Consider the following 24517-nt stretch of genomic DNA (forward strand, 5'->3'; position numbering starts at 1 on the left):
ATGCCCAACCTGTCGTTCGTTTCGCCCACGCGCAACAGCCCGTGGGGAACCTATCTGTCCCAGATCGATGCCGTGGAACCCTATCTGGGCCATCTGCGTCGCTGGGTCGAGACGCTGCGCCGCCCCAAGCGCGCCCTCATCGTCGACATCCCGATCGAGCTGGACAACGGCACCATCGCCCATTACGAGGGGTTTCGCGTTCAGCACAGCCTGACGCGCGGCCCCGGCAAGGGAGGCGTGCGCTACCACCCCGACGTGACGCTGGAAGAAGTGATGGCCCTGTCGGCCTGGATGACGGTGAAGAACGCCGCCGTCAACTTGCCCTATGGAGGCGCCAAGGGCGGCATCCGCCTCGACCCCGCGCAGCTGTCCATGAAGGAGCTGGAGAAGGTGACGCGCCGCTACACCAGCGAGATCGGCATCATCATCGGCCCCAACCAGGACATCCCGGCGCCCGACGTCAATACCAACGGCCAGATCATGGCCTGGATGATGGATACCTATTCGATGAACACCGGCGCCACGGCGACCGGCGTCGTCACGGGCAAGCCCATCCCACTGGGCGGCTCGCTGGGCCGTGTGGCCGCCACCGGCCGCGGCGTCTTCGTCGTTGGCCGTGAGGCCATGCGCCGCCTGAACGTGGAAATGGACGGCGCCCGCATCGCCGTCCAAGGCTTCGGCAACGTCGGCTCCATCGCCGCCAAGCTGTTCGCCGCCAATGGCGCCAAGGTCGTCGCCGTGCAGGACCACACCGGCACCATCGTCAACGCCAATGGCTTCGACATGCAGAGCCTGCTGGACCACGTGGCCGCGACCCGCGGCGTGGCCGGCTTCAAGGGCGGCGACATGATCGCCAGCGAGGATTTCTGGGACGTCAAGAGCGACGTGCTGATCCCGGCCGCGCTGGAAGGCCAGATCACCGCCGAGCGTGCCCAGCGCATCCAGACCCGCGTGGTGCTGGAGGGCGCCAACGGCCCGACCACACCGGACGGCGAGGCTGTGCTGGCCGACCGCGGCATCACCGTGGTGCCCGACGTCATCGCCAACGCTGGCGGCGTGACCGTGTCCTACTTCGAGTGGGTGCAGGACTTCTCGTCCTTCTTCTGGACCGAGGACGAGATCAACGTGCGGCTGGACAAGATCATGATCGGCGCCTTCAAGCACATCTGGGAAACCGGTGAGCAGCACAAGATCCCGCTGCGCACGGCCGCCTTCACGGTGGCCTGCACGCGGGTCCTGCAGGCGCGCGAGGAACGCGGCCTGTATCCCTGAGGCAGGCGCGACGCGACCCGGTGCAGGTTTGGCCGGGCCTCAGCCCTTGAGCACGGCGCCCGTGCTGTCCAGCACGCGCAGCGTGACGGGGATGGCGGGCGCCACGCTCTGCGTCACGGTGCAGTAGTCCTCGAAACTGTCCAGCACGCGCTGGATATGGGCCAGCTCGCCGGCCGGCCGGCCCAGGTGCAGGTCCACGGCCAGGCCCTGCACGCGGTTGCGTCCGCGCTCGTTGCGGCCCACCGTCGCCTTGACCTCGGTGCGCAGCGGCGACGGGTCGTCCTTGTACTTCTGGCTGGCGAACCACAGCGAGGCGCTGAGGCAGTTGCCGACTGCCGAGGCCAGAAGCTCGACCGGATCGGGGCCGAGGCCGGTACCGGCCGGCGGCGGTTCGTCCGACAGCAGCACCGGCAGGTCCGGTGCGTAGTGGTGTTCGAACTGGTAGCCCTGACGCTGGATCAGGGTGACGCTGGGGGTGTCCATTCAGGCCTCTCGAATCGCGAGGTAGTTGATAGCAAAGTGTCGCAGCGGCGGCCAATGTATCGGACATCCTCGCCCGACCTCGAAGGCGGGTGATGGCGAGGTGTCGGCCGAACCACGCGGCCATCGCTCAAGTGAGCGCAACTACGGCGCCACTGGTGCCGCCTTGGCGCCATGTCTCGGCGCCATGATCAGCCGGTTGCAGGCTTTGACCGGCCTTTCGATCCGTCTTGCGAAGCGGAAGCCGCCGATTCCCGCGGCTCACCCTCCGAAGAACATCTTGGCGGTGATGAACGGCACCTCCCGGACGCGTCGCGTCTTGGGGCGCAACGGTAAGGCTTTGTTCGGCCTGGTTAACGGCGCAAGGATTGCTCACAGCTCGGTACGTTTGCCCTGGAGGACTGCCTAAAGTCGCGCCTCTTTCTTCCTCCACGAGTCCCCCGATGTCGAAACTTTCGCCCCTGATCGTCGTCAGCAGCGCCGTGTTGCTGAGTGCTTGCGCCACCAAGGATTTCGTCAGAGAAACCGTCGCCCCGGTGCAGACCAGCGTGGACGGCCTCGGCACCCGCGTGCAGGCGCATGACGACGGCCTCAAGGCCCTGGATGGCCGACTGCAGGGCAGCGAGGCGCGCATCCAGGCCCTGCAGCAGGAGGCTGCGGCGCGGGCCCAGGCCGCCAACAATCTGCCCGCGCCGCCCGGCCTGCTGATGAGCACCCTGCTGAGCGATGACAAGATCAAGTTCACCTCGGGCCGCGCCGAACTCACCGAGCAGGCCGGCCGGGAACTCGATCAACTCGTCGCCAAGCTCAAGGCCGACAACCAGCCGGTGTTCGTCGAGATCCAGGGCCACACCGATTCCACCGGCAGTGACGCGCTCAACCAGCAACTGGGCCTCAAGCGGGCCGAGGCCGTACGCCTGCACCTGTCCCGCGCCGGCCTGCCGCTGGCGCGCATGGCGACCATCAGCTACGGCAAATCTGCCCCGCTGGCCGACAACAGCACCCGCGAAGGCCGCAGCACCAACCGGCGGGTTCAGCTGATCGTGATGCGCTGAGCCGCAGGGAGGCCCCAAGCTCCGCCGAGGGCCATGGGGGCGGCTGGGTCTTGAGCAGGGCGACCTCTTGCAGGGCCCCGCGCGGCTCAATGACCCAAGGCGTGCCCGCGTTCGCCTTGCCAAGTGCGTCTGGCGGCCGTCAACGAAGGCAGTATCTGGATGGAGATGGCGTGCATGGGACGCTGAGTTGCGTTGGTTGCCACTGACGGGGACGTAGCTTGTGCAGCGGCGGCGGACACGCCAGCGGCCCGACAGGCGCAGTACCCGGCCCGCAAAGGCTCGACGCCTTGCAGCCCCATATGACTGGGAAGTCGGCTTCGCCTTCATAGGCGTCGGCGTTTGAAACCCTGTGTCACGCTACTTTGCGCGCAGGTTTCTCTTCACACCGGCGCCGGCCGGGACGCCGACGGCGGAATAATCCCTGCATGCGTCGCCCTCTTTTCCTGATCCTGACCTCGCTGCTCGGCCTGCTGCTGGCCGGCTGCGGCGCCCTGCCTTCCCTGCCGGAAAGGCCCAGGAAGGCCGTCTACCAGGGCGAGAGCTTCACCGCCGAAGAGACCTTTTCGCGCCTGTTCGATGCCGATGTCGACGCCACCTGTGAGGCCGCGCGCCGCGCGCTGCTGAGCCAGGGGTACGTCATCAGCAAAGCCGACGGCGGCTTGGTGCGCGGCAACAAGCACTTCCAGCCCGAGGGCGAGGTGCACGTGGAGATCTCGTTCAACATCGTCTGCGTCGGCGACGGCCCCAAGCAGCAGATCGCGACCGCCTACGTCAGCGCACAGCAGGACCAGTACGCGCTCAAGAAGAACCCGCAGGCCGCGAGCTTGGGTGTCAGCGCGCTGGGTTCGATCTCGGTGCCGTTGTCGTCGACGCAGGACTCCCTCGTCAAGGTCGCGTCCGAGACCATTCCCGCCGGCGAGTTCTACGATCGCTTCTTCACGCTGATGCAGCGCATGCTGCGTGAGAACACAGCCGAGCGCTGAAGCCGGCTGGTCCTCGTCCTTCGCGATGAATCGACTCCAGTCCGAGCAGCAGCGCCTGTACCTGATGGCGTCGCCCGACCCTGGCCGGACGCGTGCGATGGTGCTTGAACTGGCCCGGCCGGCCGACTGGGAGGCCCTGTCGCAGGTATGGCGCGGCGTGCAGCTGGACCTGCAGCTGCCGGCGCCCGGCATCGCTGTATCGGGTACGGACGGGATGCAGCTGTGGTTCTCGCTGCAGGCGCCGGTGAACGTCTCCCGGGCGGCGGCCTTCCTGGTGATGCTGCGGTCTCGCTATCTGGCAGGCATCGCGCCGAGCCGGCTGCAGGCCTCGCCATCGACCGGGACCGCGTGGCAGGCGCAGCCCGTGCCCGCGCAGCAGGCGGGCACGGAGAACTGGTCGGCCTTCGTCGCCCCCGACCTCGCGCCGGTGTTCGCCGACGCCCCCTGGCTTGACATCCAGCCCAGCGCAGATGGCCAGGCGGACCTGCTGGCCAGGCTGCAGCCGATCAAACAGGTTGCCTTCGACGCGGCGATGCAGGACGCAGCAACCGGCGACATCGCTGGCGAGCTGCCAACGCCGAGTCAGGCCGCGGACGACGTGGACCCGCGCAGCTTCCTGCAGCGCGTGCTGAACGATGAGGCGGCCCCGTTGGCGCTGCGCATCGAGGCCGCCAAGGCGCTGTTGCCGCGCCACTGACCAGCAGCCTGCAAGGCAGGCCCTACACGGATGTCAGGGTGTGGGCGTCGCGCGCCAGCAGCCAGCGACCATCGGGCTGACGGCGGTAGACGGTCAGGCGGTGACCGGCCAGGTCGATGGCGTCACCGCCAGCCCGCGGCTCGAGGTGCAGCGTGTCGCGGCACACCGTGTAGGCGAGCTCGCCCATAACCGTGATCTCCAGCGGTTCGCTGGAACAGCGCAACAGGAATCGCTCGTGCGCGGGCGAGAACTTGTCGGGGAAGCCGGCCTTGCCCAGCGGCGGCCCGCCCGGGTTCAGCAGCACGACGTCATCCGCCATCATCGTCATCAGCCGCGCCAGGTCGCCAGCGTTGACGGCCACCATCCAAGCTTCATGCGTATCGCGGACGGCTTGTTCCTCGGATGCCATGTCAGTCTCCTGCAGAAGGTGGGTGTTCAGCTCGCCAGACGCTTCGCGCGCTCCAGCAGCAGGGTGCGCTGCACCTCGTTGTCGGTGAGCTCAGCCGCGCGCAGATACGCCTCCCGCGCCTCGCCGACGCGGCCCAGTCGCTCCAGCACGTCGGCCTGCGCGCCAGCCAGAAAGGGATAGCGCTTGAGCTGCGGCTCGGCGGCCAGCGCCTCCAGCAGCGGCAACGCCGCGGCCGGGCCATGCGCGAAGCTGACGGCCACCGCGCGGTTCAGCGCGATGACGGGCGAGGGATTGAGCGCAAGCAGGCGGTCATAGCCGGCCACGATGGCGTGCCAGTCGGTGTCCTCGGCCCGTGCCGCGCGCGCATGACAGGCGGCTATCGATCCCTGCAGCGTGTAGGGCCCCGGCTCGCCCAGCGACAGCGCGCGCTCCAGCGCGGCCAGGCCGCGGCGGATCAGCAGCGCATCCCAGCGGCGGCGGTCCTGGTCGGGCAGCAGCACCGGACGGCCTTCGGCATCCAGCCGCGCAGGCAGGCGCGAGGCCTGGATCTCGAGCAGCGACGCCAGGCCGTGCACCTCGGAATCCTGCGGCAGCAGATGCTGCAGCTGGCGCGCCAGGCGCAGCGCCTCGTCGCACAGGGCCGGGCGCAGCAGGCTGGCGCCGCTGCCGGCGCTATGGCCTTCGTTGAAGATCAGGTAGACGACGGCCAGCACGGCCGACAGGCGCTGCTCGCGCTCCGTCGGCCCGGGCAGCTCATAGGCCTGACCGTTCAGTGCCTTCTTGGCCCGCACGATGCGCTGGGCCACCGTCGCCTCGGGCTGTAGGAATGCGCGCGCGATCTCCGCCGTCTCCAGGCCGCCCAGCAGGCGCAGCGTCAGCGCGACCTGGGCCTCACGTGGCAGCACCGGGTGACAGGCAATGAAGATCAGGCGCAGCAGCTCGTCACCGATCTCGGCCTGGTCGCGCGCGGCGTCGAGGTGGTCGACGAAGTCCGGCACGACATGCGCACCGGCGGCCTCGTCGTCGGCCGCCAGGTGCGCGTGTTCGCGCTCCAGCATGGCGCGACGGCGCAGCCGGTCCAGAGCCTTGTTGCGGGTGGCGGTCATCAGCCAGGCGGCGGGATTGGCGGGCTGGCCGTCGCGCGGCCAGGCATCGAGAGCGGCCATGAGGGCGTCCTGGGCACAATCCTCGGCCTCATCGAGGTCGCGCAGCAGCTTGGCCGCCGCACCGACCAGGCGGCTACGCTCGATGCGCCAGACGCCGGCGGCGATGTCCGCATGGCTCACGGATTCAAGCGCCGTCGTAGGCGCGCTGCAAGGCGGCCAGGTCGATTCTCTCCATGGCCCAGATGGCCTGGAAAACGCGCTGCACACGGGCCGAATCCGGGTCGCGGATCATGTCGAACCAGGCCGCCGGGATGATCTGCCAGGACAGGCCCCAGGCGTCCTCGACCCAGCCGCAGGACTTGGGCCTGCCACCGTTGGCCTGGAGCTGCGCCCAGAGGTGATCGATCTCGGCCTGGTCCTCGCAGGCCACCATCAGCGAGAAAGCCTCGGTCAGCTTGAAATGCGGACCACCATTGAAGGCCGTCATCTGCTGGCCGAGCAGCTCGAACTGCACCACCATCACCGTGCCGGCTTGGCCGGGCGAGTTCTCGCCCCAGCGCTGCGTGTGCTTGACCTGGCCGCTGCCGAACACCTTCAGATAGTGCTCCACCGCATCCTCGGCCCCCTTCTCGTACCAGATGAAGGGCGTGATCTTCTGCTGGATCTTCATGGGGCTGACTCCTGCGGCGGCATGCCGGTCATGTGGACAAGTTCCCAGTGGTGGCCATCCGGGTCTTCGAAGCCATGGCCGTACATGAAGCCATGGTCCTGCGCCTCGCCCGGAATATTGCCGCCGGCGGCCCGGGCCCTGGCGACAAGGGCATCGACCTCCTCACGGCTCTCGCAGCTCAGGCACACCCAGCCGGTAGTCGCGGTCTTGGCGTCCGGAAAGGCCTTGGGCGTGAAGGTACGGGCGAAATCCTCGGCCAGCAACATCGCATAGAGGTTCTCTCCCAGCTCCATGCCGGCACCCTTGTCGTTGGTGAAGTGCGGGTTGAAGGTGTAGCCCACGGCCTCGAAGAAGGCCTTGCTGGCGGCCAGGTCCTTGACGGGCAGGTTGACGTAGATCTGCTTGTGCATGGCGTTGCCTCAGAGGGGTTGCACGAGGTGGAGCAGGTTGCCGCAGCCATCTTCGAACATGACGGCCTTGATCGGTCCCATGTCCACTGGCTCGCCGCGGACGACGACGCCGCGGTCGCGCAGCTTTTGCGCCTCGGCGGCAACATCGCTCGTGACGAAGGCGTTGATGGGCATGCCGGCCTCGTACAAGGCCTTCTGGTAGGCCTTGGCCGGCTCGAAGTGCAAGGGGTCCAGCGACAGCTCGACACCTTCGATGCCATCGGGCGACACCACCGTCAGCCAACGGTAGGTCGGACCCATCTGGATGTCGGCCATCTTCCTGAAGCCGAGCTTGGACGTGTAGAAGGCGAGCGCCTTTTCCTGATCGTCGACCATGACGCTGGTGACCTTGATCTGCATGTCGTGCTCCTTCAATGCGTGGATTCGGCCAGCGCCTTGAGGCGCTGCAGGGCCTTGGGCCAGAGGCCCGCCATCATGTCGGCGAAGGCGTCGTCCCAGCCGCGCAGATGGATGGCAAGGCGCGTGCCACCGTCAGCCGCCACGCTGAACTCGTAGATCTCGCGCGCGGGGTCGCTGGCAAGGGTGCTGCCCGGCGCCGGGCGGCCTTCGGTGAGCTCCCCCACCAGCTTCAGCGCCAGGCGCCGCTGCGGGCGGTTCTCCTCGACGACGGCGTCCATGCCATTGCCCTCAGGGTCCAGGAAACGCATGCGGCTGCCCTGTGCCCAGGATCCCTCGAAGTAGGAGCCCTCGCAGAAGGCACTCGTCCAGTCGCGGTAGGCGAGCGGGTCCAGCATGCAGTCCCAGACGCGGGCGACGGGCGCGGCAATCTCGATACTGAAGTCCAGGTCCTTCATGCCCTGGCCTCCGCGATCTGGCGCAGGTTCCGCAGGCCGTCCTCGAAGTCGCTGCCCACCATCTTGTCCATGTCGATGAAGACACCCATCAGCTTGGCTGCGAAGTTGGCGGGGCCGCTCATCGTCCAGCGCACCTCGGTGGCACCGTCGGCCGTTGGCCGCAGTGCGAACTCGGCCTGGTTGTGGGCCTCGAAGGGTTTCACGAAGTCCAGCTTCAGCTGCACCGCGCGGCCGGCCTGCTGGCCCGTGATCTCCAGGCTGCCGCTGCCGACCTTGTCGCTCTCCCATGCATAGCGCGAGCCGACACCGCTGGCTGCGCCGCCATACTGGCTCTTCAGCAGCGGGTCCTTGCGCTCATAGGGATTCCAGCGGTTGAAGGAGCGCAGCTCGCTGATCAGCGGCCAGACCTGGTCGGCCGGTGCGGCGATGCGCGCACGGCGCTCGACGCGGAACTCGTCGGGCCGGGTTGATGCATAGCCCAGCAGCAGCAGTACGGCCAGGCTGGCGCAGAGGAGCAAGATGGACAGGTTGCTCATGTCACGCTCCTTTCAGGCTCGTATGGCCATGTCGCCGCCGGGGGCGAAGTCGGCGTCCTCGTACAGGCGCCTGACCTCGATCTCGCAGTCCATGCCCACGAACGGCATGGGAAAGCGGCTGGCCCAGGCCCGGGCCTCCTCGACAGAGCGGACCTGGATCAGCGTATAGCCGGCGATCAGCTCCTTGGTCTCGGCGAAGGGGCCGTCGACGCTCGCGATGCGTCCGTCGGTACCGTAGCGCTGGCGCCAGCCGTCGCGGCTGGGGCGCAAGCCGGCGCCGTCCAGCAGCACGCCGGCGCGCGCCATCTCCTCATGGAAGGCGCCCATCTCCTCGAACAGCTTGGCGTACTCGGGACCGGGCGGGTCGCCGCGCTCGCTCACCGCGTTGGCGCGAACTTGGATCATGAATCGCATGGCAGGTCTCCTGGAAGGGTAGAGCAGCACGTGGGCTGCCTTCATGCCTACGACGATCCATGCGACAAGACTTCGACGAACCTCGGGAAACTACTTAAATTCCCCCAGTCGGCGTATCGGACGTGTTCAGGTGTAGCAGGGCCCCACGCCGCGGATCTCCACCGTCGCCCATTCGGCCGCTGGGCAGCGCTCGGCCCAGGCCAGGGCGACGTCCGCGTCCTCCGTATCGAGCAGGAAGTAGCCGCCCACCATCTCCTTGGCCTCGGCAAACGGGCCGTCCCAGACCTGGGCGCCGCCGTCACGCTTGCTCAGGCGCCGGGCCGCGGTCCCCAGCGAGTTGACCCCCAGAAGCAGGCCCTCGGCCTGCAGCTCGGCGGCGAAGTCCACCATGCGCTGGTAGACAGCCTCGCCGGCCGCACGGCCTCGTTCGGCGCGCTGGCCGATAGGTTCGACGATGAGCAGCATCTGGGGCATGGCGTGGCCTGCTGTGGGTGGCGATGAGCACCATTCTGGCGCCTGTCCCCTACCGGACTTGGCAGTTGGGGCCGCCGTCGAGATGCGGCACAGTTGGGAGCCTAGCAATCTCAGGTCAAAAAACAGCGGAGGCCGAGATGGACGACATGACCCGTGTCGCGATATTGCTCGTGAAGGCCACGCCCGAACTGCCCATCGTCGGCACGGCCTCGGGGCACGCCAAGCTGCTCGGCTACGACCCGCAGGCCCTGCGCGGCATGCCGCTGTCGCTGCTGTGCCCGTTGCGCCAGCCCGATGGCCGTACCTCGGCCGAGACGCTGGAGGGCATGCTGGCCGAGCTGCAGCAGGCCGGCTCGCTGAGCCAGCACTGGAGCCTGCTGACCCGCGCTGGCGAGACCCGGCCCCACGAGCTGCACCTGACGTTGACCGAGCGCGATGGAGAGCCACAGGTGGCGGTCTGCCTGGTGGACATCAGCCGCATGGAGTTCGCCGAGGTGCTGAACCACACCAAGAACGAGTTGCTGGAAATGGTGGCCACCGGCCAGCCGCTGCAGGTCGTGCTGACCCGCCTGACCACACTCATCGAGTCCCAGTTCGAGGGGCTGTACAGCACCGTGCTGCTGCTGGACCTGGACGGCCGCCACGTGCACGTGGGCGTCGGGCCCCGCATGCCGGCCGAGTACATGCAGGCACTGGACGGCTTGGAGATCGGCCCTACGGTGGGATCCTGCGGCACGGCCATGTTCGACGACCGCCTCGTCATCGTCGATGACATCGCCACGCATCCGCTGTGGACACATTACCGAGGCCTGGCCCTGCCCTACGGATTCCGGGCCTGCTGGTCCTCGCCCATTCACGGGCCGGACCGGCGCGTCATCGGCAGCTTCGCGATGTACTACCGCGAGGTACGCCGGCCCTCGTCCGAGGAGCTGGCCGCCCTCAACACCGTCAGCCACCTCGCCGGCATCGCCATCGACCAGGAGCGTCGTGCCGAGGAGCGGCGCCGCGCCGCGCAGTGGCTGGAAGAGCAGGTGCAGCAGCGCACCGCCGAGCTGCTGGCCACGCAGGACGAGCTGGTCAACAGCCGCAAGCTGGCCGCGCTGGGCCAGTTGCTCGCCGGCATTGCCCACGAGATGAACACGCCGCTCGGCAACGCCCTGCTCAGCGCCAGCGCGCTGCGGGCGGGCAGCGCCAGCTTCGCGCAGCGCATGGCCGACGGTGCACCGCTCAAGCGCCAGGAGCTGGTCGACTGGGTGGCGCAGACGGCAACCGGCACCGAGCTCGTCGAGCAGAACGTGGATCGCGCACTGCGCCTGGTCAACCGCTTCAAGGAGCTGACCGAGGGGAGCGGCCGCGCGGTGCGCTCGCGCTTCGACCTGCGCGAAGCCGTACTGCAGGCCTGGGCACGGGTGCAGAGCCACCTCAGCGTCGAGCATGTGCAGCTGGCCTGCGAGCTGCCAGACGGCTTCATGCTGCACGGCTATGCCGAAGTGCTGCAGCAGGTGCTGGAGCAGCTGCTGGAGAACGCCTGCCTGCACGCCTTCCGCAACGGCCGCGGCGGCCAGATCCGCATCGGCGCACACCGCAGTGCCGAAGACCGGCTGACGCTCGAGGTGCGCGACAACGGCGCCGGCATGCCGGCGGCCGACCTGGCCCGCGCCTTCGAGCCCTTCTTCTCCACCACCTTCGGCCAGGGCGGCAGCGGATTGGGCCTGTTCGTGGCCCACAGCCTCGCCAGCGGCATGCTGGGCGGCAGCCTGGAGCTGGAGAGCCAGCCCGGCCGAGGCACCGTGGCGCGACTGGAGCTGCCACTGCGGGCCGACGCGCCGCTGGCGCTGGCCACATGAAGCGAGGCCTCCTCGTCCAGGGCTTGCCTTGGACGAGGAGGCGCCCGTCAGCGGCGCATCGGCGACGCTGAACGCCAGGCCGGATCGGACCAGCGCTGGAAGGCCCCCAGCAGCGCAGGCTCGCCGGCCTGGCGCTCGGTAGCCAAGTTGTCGAGCGACACAACCTCGAAGCTGCGGCGGTACCGGCCCTCGGCGCGGAACTCGCGCGCCAGCAGCATCTGCGCACCGCCCGGCACCCAGCCGGCGAACTCGGCCACGCCCAGGCCTGGTCGAGCCGGCGCAGGCGGCATGACTTCCACGCGCCAGCCGTCGCGCCCCTTCAGGAAGAGCCACAGCTCACGCCAGCCGTCCAGCGGCTGCACGGCCAACGCCAGCGCACGGCCCTCACGGTTCAGCGACGCGGAGGCCAGGGCCATTTGGCCAAAGCCGCAGCGGCGCGCGGCCAACCTGCCGCCTTCTTTCAGCTCCACGCAGCGCCCGCCGTCGGCGCCAGGCTGCAGCGCAAGCTGCACGGCGCCGAAGTCGCGGGCGCCCGAACCCATGCCCAGCCAGCGCACGGCGTTCACCCGCATGGCCGCGTCGGCATAGGCGGCCTGGTCGTCCTCGGTCAGCTCGCCGGGCACGATGGCGGCGAACTCGGCCAGGGCCGGCGCGGCGTCGCCGGGCGCACCGCGCCGGGCCGACGCGAACGCCAGGCTGGCCGCGACCGCGGCGCGGCGCATCTGCAGGCGATTCCTCCAGTGAGGCGCCAGCGCGGTCGCATCGACCTGGGCCAGCACCTGCCGGCGCCACTGGTCACGTTCCTCGGCCTCGCGCGGCGTCGCCAGCGGATTCACGCAGTCTTGACGCGTCAGCGCCAGCGCCGCGCGCACGCGCTGCTCGGGCGTGGAAGCCGTGCCAAGGACTCGACGAAAGGCCTCGCCCTCGTAGCAGACCTGCACGCGCCCCTCCTCGCTATCGAACTGCTCGAACTTCAGGCCGTAGCGCGCGGCCACGTCGAGCTGGGCGGCAAGCTGGCCCTCATTGGGCCTAGCAGCCGGGGTTGAGGCGCGGTCGGCGATGCGCTCAGCGAACTGGCCCATGGCCTCCAGCGCCTCGGCGCCACCGGGGCCAGCCAGCTCAGCCGGCGTCGCGGCCTGCACGTAGGCGGCGGCAAGACCGAGCCCCAGGCCCTCCGTACCGAATTGCTGGCGGGCCAGTCGCAGCTGCGCCAGTAGCTCGGCTGCAGCGCCATCACCGCGCGGCAGCAGCAGCATCTGGCTCTTGCGCAGCCAGCCGCCACGCTCGCGGCGATAGTCCCAGACCTGCCAGTGGTCGCCTCGCTCTGCGCGGATCTCCAGCGCCTCGCCACGACCCATCTGGGCCTGCAGTGAGGCGGTGTCGCGCGGCGCGCCGCGCAGAGGCGAGTCTTGCGACACCAGGCCGGCGCGAGGGAAGGCCGGCAGCTCGGCAGCCTCGGCCCGGGTGATGACCACGGCCGCAGCCATGGCGCCAACGACGATCAGCGCAAAACGACGCATGGCCTACTCCCGTTCCGCATCGGGGCCTTCGGACGCTGCTTTCGCGGCCGGCGCCATCCCAGAAAGCAGCGAGTTGCCGATAAAGCCGCCCGAGCCCGGCGGCGCGATGATGACCTGCACCTTGTCCGAGAGCTTGTCCGCCATGGCCTTTTGCACCAGCAGCGGATGCCGGGTCAACAGAGCACCCTCGACCGCCATCTGGCCAGCGTTGGCCTTGCCGACCTGGGCCACGCGGTAGGCCTCGGCGTCGGCCAGCTTCTGGCGCGCAGCGGCCTCGGCATCGATCTCGATGCGGCGCGCCTGCGCCGCGCCCTCGGCCTGCTTGATGCGTGCAGCGCTGTCGGCCTGGGCCTCCAGCGCACGTTGCTCGATCTGCTTTTGCTTGAAGGGCAGCACATGCTTCATCGCCTCCTCCTGCGCCCTGGCCGCGATGATCTGCTCTCGCCCGGCGGCCTCGGCGGCGGTCTCGCGGCGCACCTTGTCGGCGGCTGCCTGCAGCTCGGTCTGCTTGACCTGCTTCTCGCTGATCTCCAGCGTGTAGCGCATGCGCTCGCTGGCCAGGCTGTCGGCCAGCAGGCGGTCCATGCCGCGGCGGTAGTCGGGCGGCAGGTCGACCGAGCCGATCTGCACGCCCTTGAGCAAGATGCCGTCGCCAGCCAGCCTGGTACGCAGCTCGGCCTCCAGCGCTGCGGCGATCTCGGCACGCTGGCTGGAGAAGATCTCGCGCACCGTGTGCATGGCGATCTGCTTGTAGACGACGGCCTGCACAGCCGGCGTGATGACGTCAGCCTCGATGTCGTCGGGCAGTTGGCGCGAAAGCTCTGCCAGGCGCGTGGCGTCGACCGTCCAGCGCAGGTTCATGTCCAGGCCCAGCGACAGGCCCTCGACCGACTGCAGCGGTGCCGGGCCGTCCGCCTTGGCGATGGCCGCGGGGTGGTAGCTCTGGTCGCGCAGCGGGAACAGACGCACCTCGTGCAGGCCCGGGATGCGCAGGAAGCTGCCCGCGCGGAACTCGCTCGTGGCGCCGCTGAACTGGTTGGTACGCAGCGCGGCCTGGCCGGTTGGAACCGCCCGCACGGGCGGGTGGGCGACGAGCGCATAGCCTGCCGCGGTCACGGCCGTAAGCATCAGCAGCGGGGGCAGGGCACGGCGCAGCGAGCGCGCGGCGGTGGGTATGGCGCCAAGGCCGCGGCTGGCGCCGCGGCCGAAGGCTTGACGCAGGGATGCAGCGAGGGTCTTGAGGCGTTGCAGCATGGTGGGCTCCTTGGCGGTATTCGCATCGGACGGCTGGCGCGTCCGACGCATGGCGGCCATGGTTGCCCGTCGGTCGGGAAGGGACGAGAGGTGCGCGGGGCAGATGTCTTCCGGCAAGGCGGAAGAAATCTTCCGGAGGCGCCAGAATCCGCCCATGCCCCAGCTGACCGCCGCCGACACCCCCCAGGCCGTGGACCGCTTCATCGCGGCGCTGGACCATCCCTTCAAGGCCGAGATCGCGGCGCTGCGACGGGCCATCCTGGAGGTCGACCCGGCGATTGCCGAAGGCATCAAGTGGAATGCGCCGAGCTGGCGCACGACCGATTACTTCGCCACCACGCATCTGCGCGACAAGTCCTGCCTGGGGCTGATCCTGCACCTGGGAGCCAAGGCGCGGACGCTGCCCGACGGCGGCCTGGACATCCCCGACCCCACCGGCCTACTGAAGTGGCTGGGCAAGGATCGCGCCAAGGTCGAGTTCCACTCGGCCGACGATCTCGCCGCAAAGCTGCCCGCACTGCAAGCCATCCTACGGATGTGGATCGGCCACCTCTGATCCCGGGGGCCTGTACCACCAAGCCGGTACGCACTTCGGCGCCCGGGCGGCGCCACGGTTGCTAGGCTTTCGCGCATCACATCCAAGGAGACCCCCATGAAGAGCGTGCTCATCGCCACGGCCTGCCTGCTCGCCGGCACCACGGCCCTCGCGGCCGACCTCACCGTGACCGTCAATGCTGCCGAAAAGCAGGGCGACGGCGCGGCGCTCGGCAGCGTGCGCATCGTCGAGACGCCCTACGGCCTGGCCTTCTACCCCGAGCTCAAGGGCCTGCCGCCCGGCCTGCACGGCTTCCACATCCATGAAAAGCCCTCCTGCGCCCCCGGCGAGAGCAACGGCGCGGTAGTGCCGGCACTTGCCGCCGGTGGCCACCTGGACCCGGCGGGCACCAAGAAGCATGGCGAGCCCTGGGGCGATGGCCATCTGGGCGACCTGCCACCGCTCTACGTCGCGGCCGACGGCTCGGCCACCGCGCCCGTACTGGGCCCCCGCCTCAAGCTGGCCGACGTGAAGAATCGCGCGCTGATGATCCATGCCGGCGGTGACAACCACGCTGACCACCCCGCCCCCCTCGGCGGCGGCGGCGCGCGCGTGGCCTGCGGCGTCATCGGCGGCTGAGCCGGCGGAAGATTCCTTCCACCGCCGCGCCGGGCGGGCTCCACATAATCCCGCCATGCCCCGCATCGCCGTCATCGAGGATGATCCAACCACCAGCGAGCAGCTGGCCGGCTGGATACGCGCCGCCCGCCCCGAGCTGGCGGTGGACCAGTGGTTCGACCGCGACGCCGCCGAGGCCGCTCTGCGGCGCGAGCGCTATGACCTCGTCGTGCTGGACATCGAGCTGGGCCGCGAGCGCAATGCCGGCGTCGCGCTGATCAACGAAATCAACAAGCAAGGCCTGGGCACGCCGGTGCTGGTGGTGTCGGCCATGCCGGCAGCGATCTACCGCAGCATCATGAAAGCGTTGGACGCCTGGGACTACCTGCAGAAAACCACCTTCGATGAAGCCGAGTTCGTCGAGACCTTCCTGGACATCCTGCGCACAGCGCGGCTGCGCGAGCCGGCGCCACGGCCGGCCGCCAGGGCCGTCGACGACAGCCTGCAGCTCGACCCGCTGAAGCAGCGCACGCCCATGTGGCGCGGCCAACGCATCAACCTGCCGCTGACGGCCCAGCGCATCCTCGCCACGCTGCATGCGCGCGCCGGCGAGGTGGTCAGCTACGAAGAGCTGTTCGACGTCGTGAAGAGCGGCCGCAACCGCGACAACGTACGCAAGCACGTAGCCACCATCCGCGACGCCTTCCGCGACGTGGACCCGAGCTTTGACGACATCGAGAACATCCCCATGCGCGGCTTCCGCTGGACGGGCGGATGAAGCTGGGCCGCGTCGAGCTGCCCTTTCCCGAGCTGCCGGACATGCCTCGCCTGGGCTTCGCGGCTTTTCGCAACCGCATCGTCTTCCACCTCGTCTTCGTCGCGCTGGCCCTGGCCACGCTCGCGCTGGCCGTGGCACTGCTGAACGAGGAGCGGCAGCGCAACGCGCAGCGCTACGAGCAGACCTTCGCCAAGTCGCTCGCCGGCATCGTGGCCCAACTGCGCCACCCATCGGGCCAACTCGCACTGATGAACCCCGAGCCGGCGCAGGTGGACGCGGGCTGGGTGGCGCCGCAGCTTCTGCCCTTCGCCGCCATCGACTTTGACGACGCCACCAAGGCCCAGCGCGCCGTCGAGATGGCGGGCTGCGGACTGCAGTACCCGGACGGCAGCAGCCTCTGCGCGGCTGTCGGAAGCAATGCCTATGCGGGCGGCTTCATCTACCTCGTGGCCGGCATGGACGCGCCGCCCCTGGTGAGCCGCGAGCGCGGCGCGCTGGACCTGGCCGGCGTGCACCGCGTGCAGGTCAGCCTCAGGCAGGGCGACACCGAGCAACATTGGCTGGCGCCCGTCGAGATGCTGGACGTGCAGCGCGGCCAGTTGCCCGGCTTCACGGTGGACGGCGCCGGCAACACGACGCTGCTGCGCGCCCGGGCGCGGCCACAAAGAGACTTCCGCGGCTGGGTCTGGCGCGAGGGGCCCTGCCTCGCCAACACACCGCCGCAGGCAGAACCATGCGCGCGCCGCACCACAGTCTCCATCCGCTTGCCTGTGGAGGCCTTCCGCGAGGCGCTCTTTCGCCCCGGCGGACCGCAGTGGCCGCCAGCCGACCTGGCCCGTACCGGCCTGCGCCTGGCCTTGCTGGGCCCCGATGGCGCCACGTGGTTCGACAGCGCCGCCCCGGGCGCGCAGCCGCCGCTGACCATCGGCAAGCTGGCCGCCGCGCTGGCGCCGGGCGAGACGCTGCGCATCACGCGCGGCGGCCATGTCGTCGCGCTGCTTCAAGGTGCCGACGCGACCGGCGCACCGCCCTCGCCCTGGTTGATGGCACTGATCCAGCACCTGCCCGCGCCGGCTGCGCCGCGTACGCTGTCGGCCCGGGACGGCGTCACCACGCCGGGGGGGCGCTTCGACATCACGCTGACAGGCGACCTGCAGGGCCTGGACCGCACGCTGAGCGCCAGCGCCGCCCGCCTGGCCTGGCCGGTCGCCGCCATGCTCGCCGCCATCGCGCTGGCCTGGCTCATCATCGAGATTGGCCTGATCCGCCGGGTCGCGACGCTGACCCGGCGCGCCGCCGCGCTGTCGCACCAGTTGCAGACGCCGGAGCGCTTCGAGCTGGGCACGCTGGACGTCGCCGACCTGCGTGGCCGCGACGAGCTGGGCATCCTGGCCGGCAGCCTGTCCGACCTGTTGCAGCGCGTGAAGGACAGCCTGCACCGCGAGCAGCTGCGCGCCGAGCGCGAGCACGACCAGTGGCATGCGGTGGGTCACGAGATCATGTCGCCGCTGCAGTCGCTGATGCTGCTGCACGGATCGGAGGCCGACCCGAGCCGACGTCACGTGCAGCGCATGCAGCAGGCCGTGAAGGTGCTCTACGGCCAGGCCTCGCCCAGCGAGGCCCTGGCCGCGGCGACGCTGGCCGTGGGCCGGCTGGACCTGGACGCCTTCCTGCGCCAGGTGGCGGCCAACGCCGCCTACGCGGGCATCGCCGGCGTCGTCTACGCACCGGCACCCGACGCGGTCTGGGTGCAGGCCGACGAGTACCCGCTGGAGGACGCCATCACCCATGTGCTGACGAACGCGGATCGCTACCGCCCCCCCGGCACGCCCATCACGCTGGCGCTGCGCGTCGAGGGTGGGCTGGCCACGGTGGATATCCACAACCAGGGCCCGCGGATCGCCGACGACCAGCTCGCCCGCATCTTCGACTACGGCGTCAGCGACGCCCAGCCCCAGGACGGCGCGCGCCGCGGCCAGGGGCTGTTCGTGGCCAAGACCTATCTGGCCAAGATGGGCGGCAGCATCACGGCGCGCAACGTCGCCAACGGCGTGACGTTCGAGATCGGTCTGCGCCGTAGTTAGGGCTTACTGCCGTTTTGCTAACAGGCTCTAGCCCTTGCGTACCCGGTCCAGCAGCTCGCGCGTCGCCAGCTCGGAGCCCAGCGACAGCTCCAACGGCGCGCGGCACAGCCCGGCGTAGGCGTACTGCAGGTTCTCATAGACCTCGGCTGCGGCGGGGAAATGGTCCAGCAGCCCCGGCAGCGCCGCGTGGCCCTGGTGCTCGCGCAACTCGGCGCCGAGCTTCTCGACGAGCAGCCGGTACTGGTGCGGGTCGGCCGCACGGCCCTCGCCTTCCAGGGCCTGCAGCAATTGCGCCAGGCGAACCAGGGACAGCAGTTCAGCGGGGACGGCGAGCTTGATGACTGAGGGCATACGGCACCCGGTGTGAGAAGTTCCTGCAGCGCAGATGCCCCCGGACGCCGGTTTTTCAAGGCAGCCCGCCGCGGCATCCGTCCCGCCAGGGCCGCGCACAATCGGGCGCAGACTTGAACGCCTGCGCCGCGCCACCACTTCCGAACCTCCCCAGCTGCTCCGCCCCACGATGAAATCCCTTGGCAAGCGAGCCTCCGGCCTCCGCCTCGAACGCATGCGGGCCTCGCCGCTGTACCGGGTGACCGAGACGGGCGAAGGCTTCCGCAACGTCCATCCCATCCAACCCGGGCTGCGCGACAGCAGCGAGCGGCCGACCCTGACCGATTTCCTCTGTGCCGAAGGTCGTCGCACTCCGGCCGGCCCGCTGCCGGCGCTGAATCCGCTGGATGCCTGGCTCAAGCCCGCCGACACCGGCCTGCGCACGACCTGGCTGGGGCATTCCACCGTGCTCGTCGAGATCGATGGCCTGCGCGTGCTGACCGACCCCGTCTGGGGCCAACGTGCCTCGCCGTCGCGGCTGGCCGGCCCCAAGCGCTTCCAGCCCGTGCCGCTGGCACTGAAGACGCTGCCCAGGCTCGACGCCGTCGTCATCTCCCATGACCACTACGACCACCTCGACCTCCCCACCATCCGCGAGCTCATCAGGCTGCAAGACGTTCCCTTCATCACCTCGCTGGGTGTCGGTGCCCACCTGGAGGCCTGGGGCGTGCCGGCAGCGCGCATCGTCGAGCTGGACTGGTGGGAGTACTGGCAGGCCCCCGGTGCCGAACTGCGCATCCACGCGGCGCCGTCCCAGCATTTCTCGGGGCGGTCGCTGGGCGACCGCAACGCAACGCTGTGGTCGTCGATGGTCATCGAGACGCCGAAGCACCGCGTCTTCTTCAGCGGCGACACCGGGCTGACCAGCGAGTACGCGGCCATCCGCGAGCGCTTCGGAGCCTTCGACCTCGTCATGTTGGAAGTCGGCGCCTTCCATCCGTCCTGGGGCGACATCCATCTCGGGCCCGAGAACGCGCTGAAGGCGCTGCAGCTCCTGGGCGGCGGCGCTTTCCTGCCCGTGCACTGGGGCACATTCAGCCTGGCCCTGCACGACTGGGACATGCCGGCCGAGACGCTGCTGGAACTTGGGCCGAGGCAGGGCGCCCAGCTGCTGATGCCGCGGTTGGGCGAGGCCGTCGAACCCGCCAAGGGCGAACCGGCCACGCCGTGGTGGCGCGAGGCCGACGCGCCGAAGCGCGCCCCCAAGAAGTCCGCCGAGCCGAGGGATGCAGGCCGGCCGACAAAGCCGCTGCCCTGGCCGCTGGACTGAGGGCCCGCCCTCAGCGGGTGACGATGGGGAAGGTGCCCGGCGCCTTGTCGATCAGCCCAAGGAAGCGGATCAGGTCGATGCGGCTGCCGCTGACCTTGATCTCATCGGAGGTCAGCATGTCCTTGGCGCCCGCGGTGCCGGCCATCATGCGCACGAAGAAGCCCTGGGTCAGCGTCAGCGTCGCGTTGGCATCGGCCGCCGGCGCGGCGCGCTTGTGGTGCAGCACGGCATTCTCTATCCACAGCACGTAGCTTTCCCTGGTGTCCGTCAACACGAGGTTGATCTTGAAGTCCTTGCCTTCGGCGGCGGGACCGTTGAGGCCGGCGGCCATGGCTTCGAGGAAGCGCTCGATGGGCGTCTGCGCAAGCACATCGATGAGGCCGGCGCGGTCGATGCCGCGCTTGGGCGGGCCGCCGCGCAACTCGGCGGCTGCCGTCAGATAGCTGTTGCGCCAGGTGGAGGCCTCGGCCACGTAGCCGAGCTGGTCATAGGTGCGTGCCAGCAACTCCCGCGCGGCCTGGTTGCCGGCGTCAGCGAAGACGACATGGTTCAGCAGCTCAGCGGCCCAGCGGTAGTCGCCCTGGTCGAACGCGGTCTGCGCAGCGGCCTGGGCCTTGTCGGCGCCGCCGGCCAACGCCACATAGCGCCTGGCCATCTCCACCGGAGGCAGCGGATCCAGGTGGGCGGGGTTGCCGTCGTACGCGCCCAGGTAGAACTGGTACACGGCCTTGACGTTGTGGCGTAGATCGCCGTAGTAGCCGCGGGTGCCGAAGTAGGCCTGCAACGACTTGGGCAGGCGGATCTGGTCGGCGATCTCGGCGGGCGTGAGGCCGGCATTGATGAGACGCACGGTCTGGTCGTGGGTGTACTTGTAGACGTCGCGGTGGCGGGTGATGAACTCGACGATGCGCTCATGGCCCCAGACGGGCCAGTTGTGCTGACCCACGTAGACCTCGGCGTCACCGAGCTCGTCCAGCGCCGCCTGCAGGTAGCCGGCCCAGCGCAGCGCGTCACGCACCTTGGCGCCGCGCACGGGCAACAGGTTGTGCATGGTCTGCGCGAGGTTCTCGGCGCCGCCATAGAGCTTGAGTGACGGTACCGAGAAGCTCATCTCGGCCGGCGCCTCGGCGCCCGGCACGTTGTGGAACACGAACCTCACACCGTCCAGCGTGCGCTCTTCGGAGGGCTGGGTGATGAGGTCCGTGGGCGCAAGGATGCCAAAGCTGCCGTAGCCCACACCCTTGCCCAGGCCGGTGTCCACCAGGCCCCCGGCCGAACGCTCGAGGTTCTTGCCGAATTGGTAGCCGGACCGCCGGCCCATTGCGGTGCCCACCAGCACGTTCTCGCTGGTGGCTTCCTCGATGAATCCGGCGGACGCGATGACCGGCACGCCGCCCTTCACCTGCTCCGGCGACAACACGCCCAGGGCTCCGCCGAAATGGTCGATGTGGCTGTGCGAGAACAGCAGCGCCGTGACGCGCTTCTGGCCCAGGTGCTGGCGGGCGAAGGCGAGCGCTGCGGCCGCGGTCTCGCGGCAGGTCAGCGCGTCCACGACGATCCAGCCGGTCCGGCCCTCGATCAGCGTCATGTTGCCGATGTCGAAGCCGCGCAGCTGATAGACGCCATCGACGACCTTGAACAGCCCCGCTTGCGCGTTGAGCTTGGCTTGGCGCCACAGGCTGGGATTGACGGTGGGAGGCGCGTCGCCGGTGACGAAGCCGAAGGCGTCGAAATCGGTGATGACGCTGCCATCGGCCGCGAGGATCTTGCCCGTGGGTCGGGCGATGAGGCCGCGCTTGGCGTCCTCGAAGCCCTGTGGCTCGGCCAGCGGCAGGGTGGCGGCGAAGGCCGCATTGGCCTGCACTGTCGCCGCGCTGGCGTTGCCCGACGGCGGCGGCGCCTTGTCCGCGCCACGGCTGCAGCCAGCCAGGACCAGGGCCGCCGTCAGCGCGGCCAGCGTCGTCATCTTCATCAGTGCGTCTCCTGCGGTCGTTTGGAGTCGAGGATGCCGGCAGCGGCGCATTTCGTCCAACGCATAATTTGCGGACATTCGTTGCACAAACTGCATATGAACCTGCGCCAGCTCAGCCACCTGATCGCGCTGGCCGACGAGGGACGCTTCGTCGCTGCCGCGGAACGGGTGCATCTGAGCCAGGCCGCGTTCAGCCGCTCCATCCAGGCCCTTGAGACCCATTGGGGGCTGAAGCTGTTCGAGCGTGGGCCTGCGGGTGCGGCGCTGACGCCCGCAGGCCGCACGCTGGTGGAGCGTGCCCGCCGCCTGGTGTTCGACGCCGACTGCCTGGCCCGCGACGTGGCGCTGCTGCGCGAGGGCCTGACTGGCGATCTGGCCTTCGGCGCCGGGCCGGTGCCAGCCGCAGTGCTGGTGCCGCCACTGCTGACCGAGCTGCGCCGGCAGGCACCCGGCGTCGTCGCACGCGCGCGCTACGGCAACGTGGGCAGCCTGCTGGGCCAGCTCGCCGACGAGGGCATCGAGTTCTTCGTCGCCGACCCACGCATGCTGAGCGACGCGAGCCGGCTGGAGATACAGCCGGTGGCGCGCATCCACGGGGCCGTCTATGCCCGCACCGGCCATCCGCTGCTGGGCGCCGCCCGCGTGTCACCGGCAGACCTGGCACGGCATGGCCTTGGCATGGTCGCCATGTCTGCGCAGCTGCGGACCTACATGGCCCAGGGGCTGGGCTTTGCCGGCCCGGCCGAGTTGCCGGTCGTCGTGGAATGCGACGACCTCGCCACGCTGGCCCGCCTTGCGGCCGATGGCGACCTGCTCGCCGCCCTGCCTCGCGAGCTGCCGTGGATCGCCAGCCTGGGGCTGCAGCCGCTGAAGGGCGTGAAGGCGATCGGCGACCTCTACGTGGACGCCCACGCCATCTGGCTGCGCGGGCGCACGCTGGCACCGGCAGCACAGACGGCGATCCGGCTGCTCACGGCGACGGCTTGAGCTGCGGCGTCAGCCCCGCCGGCGGCCATGGTCGATCACCACCTCGCCGTCGGACTTGGTGAACGGCGGCAGCGGGCCTTGCGGCCCGAGAGGCAACAGCTCCAGCACGGCCTCCGACGGCCGGCACAGCGCCGTGCCCAGCGGCGTGACGACTATGGGGCGGTTCAGAAGGATGGGGTGGCGTTCGATGGCATCCAGCAGCGCGTCGTCATCCAGCGCCGGGTCGCCCAGGCCCAGCTCGGCGAAGGGCGTGCCCTTCTCGCGCAGCAGCGTCCGCAGCGGCTGGCCACTGGCTGCCGCCAGTGCGCGCACCTCGTCCCGCGATGGCGGATTCTTCAGGTACTCGACGACGCGCGGCTCGAAACCGGCGTGACGGATCAGCGCCAGCACATTGCGCGAAGTGCCGCAGGCCGGGTTGTGGAAGATGGTGATGTCGGTCATGGTGAAGTGGCGGGAACTGTGCCCGGGGCGTGGTTCAGCAGCAACTGCCTGCCGCCTTCACCGGAATGGGCGCCGCGCCGGCACAGCAAGCCGATGCCGCTGGCGCCGCCTGCCGGTCGACACCGAAGGTCGGGATGTCGCGCAGCGTGTGGAACTGCTCCCAGGCGATGCCCTGCGGATCGACGACCCAGTACTTGTCGCTGCGCGCGTAGCAGCAACTGGTCTCACCCTCATCCTCCAGGCTCAGCTCGGCGGCCGCAGCGCGGGACTTGAGCTCCGCCAGCTCATCCTCGCTGTCGGCCTGGATGCCCAGATGGTCCACGCCCGGCTTGCCGCCGCGCGTGGAGATTGCGAAGTTGATACGCGGGTCGTCGAGCATCCATTTCGCGTAGTCGCTCTCCTGACGCGCCGGTGCCTGGCCGAACAGCTTGGAATAGAAGGCAATGCTCTGGGTCAGGTCCTCGACATGGGCATGGACGTGAAAACGCTTCATCGCGGGCTCCTTCAACAGCATGAGGCCGCCGGCACGGCGCAACCGGCGCCCTGGCAGCAGTTCTCGGTCAGATAGCCCAGCAGCGCATTCATGCGCGGATAGGCGGCACGGTAGATGAGGTTGCGGCTGGCTCGCTCCTGCGTCACCAGGCCGGCATTGACCAGCTCCTTCAGGTGGAAGGACAGCGTGTTGGCCGGGATGCTCAGCCCCTCGGCCATGGTGCCGGGAGTCAGCCCGGCATCGCCGGTCACGACCAGCGCACGGAACACCTTCAGCCGCACAGGCTGAGCCAGCGCAGCCAGGGCCTTGACGACATCATCTTCATCCATATTTCCAGAATACTCGAACAATTGATGGAGGCGCAACCCCCTGCCCGGCACCGCCAGGGATCAGCGAACCACGTCGTAGACCAGCAGCTGGATGCCGCTGGGCCGGCTGTCGGCCGAGACGAGCATAAGCTCGATCGGCCCGCCGGCCGGCAGCATCGGAATTCCACGTGTCAGCAACACCGGCATCACCGCCGGCTCGACACGGTCGACCAGCCCGGCCGCGAACAGCGCGGCGGCCAGCTCGCCGCCGCCGAACAGCCAGATATCGCGATCCGAGTCTTCGGCCTTGAGCGCTGCCACGGCGGCCTCGATGCCATCGCGGACGATGGTCGCCTCGCCGCCTTCGGACAGCGTGCGCGAGGCCACGATGACCCGCCGGCCACGCAGCGGGTTGGCCTCGCCCTGCGCCTGCATGACCTCCCAGGTCTTGCGTCCCATGACGAAGGTGTCGAACTGCGAGAACAGCCCGTCGAAGTCGATGCCCTTGTCGTCCACGATCCAACCGTAGCCGCCGTCGGCATCGGCGATAAAGCCGTCCAGGCTGCAGGCGAAGTTGTAGCGAAGGCGGCGGGTGCGGATGGCTGGCAGGAGCTGGTCGTTCATGGCGTGCAGGGGGCAAAGCGGACACATTGTTCCGAC

29 protein-coding genes are annotated in these 24517 nt (G+C 69.4%); 11 read left to right on the top strand and 18 right to left on the bottom strand.

Going from position 1 to position 24517, the window contains the following annotated elements; translation table 11 throughout:
• Entirely contained in the window at window positions 1–1272 is a 1272-nt protein-coding gene (locus QM732_RS23150) for a Glu/Leu/Phe/Val family dehydrogenase (RefSeq protein ID WP_415658438.1), read from the top strand.
• Between the two features lie 39 nt (window positions 1273–1311).
• Here QM732_RS23150 and QM732_RS23155 read toward each other — a convergent pair whose 3' ends face one another.
• Complete coding sequence (locus tag QM732_RS23155) at window positions 1312–1755, bottom strand: OsmC family protein (protein ID WP_415658439.1); 444 nt, start codon at window positions 1753–1755, stop codon at window positions 1312–1314.
• 440 nt (window positions 1756–2195) lie between these two features.
• On the opposite strand from QM732_RS23155, the gene QM732_RS23160 reads away from it, so the two are divergent.
• From QM732_RS23160 to QM732_RS23170, 3 genes are all read left to right on the top strand, one after another.
• On the top strand, window positions 2196–2807 hold the full coding sequence (locus QM732_RS23160; protein ID WP_415658440.1) for an OmpA family protein: 612 nt from the start codon (window positions 2196–2198) through the stop codon (window positions 2805–2807).
• 425 nt (window positions 2808–3232) lie between these two features.
• Complete coding sequence (locus QM732_RS23165; protein WP_415658441.1) at window positions 3233–3790, top strand: DUF2242 domain-containing protein; 558 nt, start codon at window positions 3233–3235, stop codon at window positions 3788–3790.
• Between the two features lie 25 nt (window positions 3791–3815).
• Window positions 3816–4487, top strand: coding sequence for a hypothetical protein (locus tag QM732_RS23170; protein ID WP_415658442.1), 672 nt, complete (start codon window positions 3816–3818; stop codon window positions 4485–4487).
• Window positions 4488–4509: 22 nt separating this feature from the next.
• On the opposite strand, the gene QM732_RS23175 is transcribed toward QM732_RS23170, so the two are convergent.
• From QM732_RS23175 to QM732_RS23215, 9 genes are all read right to left on the bottom strand, one after another.
• Window positions 4510–4896, bottom strand: coding sequence for a YybH family protein (locus QM732_RS23175; protein WP_415658443.1), 387 nt, complete (start codon window positions 4894–4896; stop codon window positions 4510–4512).
• Between the two features lie 26 nt (window positions 4897–4922).
• A complete protein-coding gene (locus tag QM732_RS23180) occupies window positions 4923–6182 on the bottom strand; it encodes an RNA polymerase sigma factor (RefSeq protein WP_415658444.1) in 1260 nt (419 codons plus the stop codon).
• 4 nt (window positions 6183–6186) lie between these two features.
• A complete protein-coding gene (locus QM732_RS23185) occupies window positions 6187–6672 on the bottom strand; it encodes a VOC family protein (protein ID WP_415658445.1) in 486 nt (161 codons plus the stop codon).
• The gene (locus QM732_RS23190) at window positions 6669–7082 is read right to left on the bottom strand and encodes a VOC family protein (RefSeq protein ID WP_415658446.1); all 414 of its coding nucleotides are present in this window, start codon (window positions 7080–7082) and stop codon (window positions 6669–6671) included. Before QM732_RS23190 ends, QM732_RS23185 begins: the two co-directional genes overlap by 4 nt.
• 9 nt (window positions 7083–7091) lie before the next feature.
• A complete protein-coding gene (locus QM732_RS23195; RefSeq protein ID WP_415658447.1) occupies window positions 7092–7481 on the bottom strand; it encodes a VOC family protein in 390 nt (129 codons plus the stop codon).
• Window positions 7482–7492: 11 nt separating this feature from the next.
• Window positions 7493–7936, bottom strand: coding sequence for an SRPBCC family protein (locus tag QM732_RS23200; protein ID WP_415658448.1), 444 nt, complete (start codon window positions 7934–7936; stop codon window positions 7493–7495).
• Window positions 7933–8472: an SRPBCC family protein gene (locus QM732_RS23205; protein WP_415658449.1), complete on the bottom strand. Its 540-nt coding sequence runs from the start codon at window positions 8470–8472 to the stop codon at window positions 7933–7935. The genes QM732_RS23200 and QM732_RS23205 overlap by 4 nt, the downstream gene beginning before the upstream one ends.
• Before the next feature lie 12 nt (window positions 8473–8484).
• The gene (locus QM732_RS23210; RefSeq protein WP_415658450.1) at window positions 8485–8886 is read right to left on the bottom strand and encodes a YciI family protein; all 402 of its coding nucleotides are present in this window, start codon (window positions 8884–8886) and stop codon (window positions 8485–8487) included.
• Between the two features lie 126 nt (window positions 8887–9012).
• Window positions 9013–9360: a YciI family protein gene (locus QM732_RS23215; protein WP_415658451.1), complete on the bottom strand. Its 348-nt coding sequence runs from the start codon at window positions 9358–9360 to the stop codon at window positions 9013–9015.
• A 137-nt stretch (window positions 9361–9497) separates the two neighbouring features.
• Between QM732_RS23215 and QM732_RS23220 the strand changes: the two genes are divergently transcribed.
• On the top strand, window positions 9498–11207 hold the full coding sequence (locus tag QM732_RS23220; RefSeq protein ID WP_415658452.1) for a sensor histidine kinase: 1710 nt from the start codon (window positions 9498–9500) through the stop codon (window positions 11205–11207).
• Window positions 11208–11254: 47 nt separating this feature from the next.
• On the opposite strand, the gene QM732_RS23225 is transcribed toward QM732_RS23220, so the two are convergent.
• Complete coding sequence (locus QM732_RS23225; RefSeq protein WP_415658453.1) at window positions 11255–12727, bottom strand: hypothetical protein; 1473 nt, start codon at window positions 12725–12727, stop codon at window positions 11255–11257.
• Between the two features lie 3 nt (window positions 12728–12730).
• Window positions 12731–13981, bottom strand: coding sequence for an SPFH domain-containing protein (locus tag QM732_RS23230; RefSeq protein ID WP_415658454.1), 1251 nt, complete (start codon window positions 13979–13981; stop codon window positions 12731–12733).
• A gap of 154 nt (window positions 13982–14135) precedes the next feature.
• On the opposite strand from QM732_RS23230, the gene QM732_RS23235 reads away from it, so the two are divergent.
• The 4 genes from QM732_RS23235 to QM732_RS23250 all read left to right on the top strand — a co-directional run bounded on the left by QM732_RS23235 (window position 14136) and on the right by QM732_RS23250 (window position 17996).
• Window positions 14136–14537, top strand: a complete 402-nt coding sequence (locus tag QM732_RS23235; protein ID WP_415658455.1) for a DUF1801 domain-containing protein — start codon at window positions 14136–14138, stop codon at window positions 14535–14537.
• Window positions 14538–14633: 96 nt separating this feature from the next.
• Entirely contained in the window at window positions 14634–15155 is a 522-nt protein-coding gene (gene sodC, locus QM732_RS23240) for a superoxide dismutase [Cu-Zn] SodC (protein WP_415658456.1), read from the top strand.
• Window positions 15156–15210: 55 nt separating this feature from the next.
• Complete coding sequence (locus QM732_RS23245) at window positions 15211–15912, top strand: response regulator transcription factor (protein WP_415658457.1); 702 nt, start codon at window positions 15211–15213, stop codon at window positions 15910–15912.
• Entirely contained in the window at window positions 15909–17996 is a 2088-nt protein-coding gene (locus QM732_RS23250) for a sensor histidine kinase (protein ID WP_415658458.1), read from the top strand. The genes QM732_RS23245 and QM732_RS23250 overlap by 4 nt, the downstream gene beginning before the upstream one ends.
• 27 nt (window positions 17997–18023) lie before the next feature.
• Here QM732_RS23250 and QM732_RS23255 read toward each other — a convergent pair whose 3' ends face one another.
• On the bottom strand, window positions 18024–18347 hold the full coding sequence (locus QM732_RS23255; RefSeq protein ID WP_415658459.1) for a hypothetical protein: 324 nt from the start codon (window positions 18345–18347) through the stop codon (window positions 18024–18026).
• A gap of 214 nt (window positions 18348–18561) precedes the next feature.
• Here QM732_RS23255 and QM732_RS23260 point away from each other — a divergent pair, with 214 nt between their 5' ends.
• Complete coding sequence (locus tag QM732_RS23260; protein WP_415658460.1) at window positions 18562–19656, top strand: MBL fold metallo-hydrolase; 1095 nt, start codon at window positions 18562–18564, stop codon at window positions 19654–19656.
• Window positions 19657–19666: 10 nt separating this feature from the next.
• Here the strand turns inward: QM732_RS23260 and QM732_RS23265 are convergent, their stop codons facing one another.
• Window positions 19667–21628: an alkyl/aryl-sulfatase gene (locus QM732_RS23265; protein ID WP_415658461.1), complete on the bottom strand. Its 1962-nt coding sequence runs from the start codon at window positions 21626–21628 to the stop codon at window positions 19667–19669.
• Window positions 21629–21724: 96 nt separating this feature from the next.
• On the opposite strand from QM732_RS23265, the gene QM732_RS23270 reads away from it, so the two are divergent.
• The gene (locus QM732_RS23270) at window positions 21725–22615 is read left to right on the top strand and encodes a LysR family transcriptional regulator (protein ID WP_415658462.1); all 891 of its coding nucleotides are present in this window, start codon (window positions 21725–21727) and stop codon (window positions 22613–22615) included.
• Window positions 22616–22624: 9 nt separating this feature from the next.
• On the opposite strand, the gene arsC is transcribed toward QM732_RS23270, so the two are convergent.
• From arsC to QM732_RS23290, 4 genes are read right to left on the bottom strand one after another with little or no spacing between them, the layout of a single operon-like run.
• Window positions 22625–23056 carry an arsenate reductase (glutaredoxin) gene (gene arsC / locus QM732_RS23275; protein WP_415658463.1) on the bottom strand — a complete coding sequence of 144 codons (432 nt, stop codon included), beginning with the start codon at window positions 23054–23056 and terminating at the stop codon, window positions 22625–22627.
• Between the two features lie 34 nt (window positions 23057–23090).
• Window positions 23091–23549, bottom strand: coding sequence for an ArsI/CadI family heavy metal resistance metalloenzyme (locus QM732_RS23280; protein WP_415658464.1), 459 nt, complete (start codon window positions 23547–23549; stop codon window positions 23091–23093).
• An 11-nt stretch (window positions 23550–23560) separates the two neighbouring features.
• A complete protein-coding gene (locus tag QM732_RS23285) occupies window positions 23561–23878 on the bottom strand; it encodes an ArsR/SmtB family transcription factor (protein WP_415658465.1) in 318 nt (105 codons plus the stop codon).
• Window positions 23879–23938: 60 nt separating this feature from the next.
• Window positions 23939–24481, bottom strand: a complete 543-nt coding sequence (locus tag QM732_RS23290; RefSeq protein WP_415658466.1) for a dihydrofolate reductase family protein — start codon at window positions 24479–24481, stop codon at window positions 23939–23941.
• Window positions 24482–24517: the final 36 nt, after the last annotated feature.

The organism is Roseateles sp. (genome assembly GCF_047654805.1).
Taxonomy (GTDB): domain Bacteria; phylum Pseudomonadota; class Gammaproteobacteria; order Burkholderiales; family Burkholderiaceae_C; genus Pelomonas.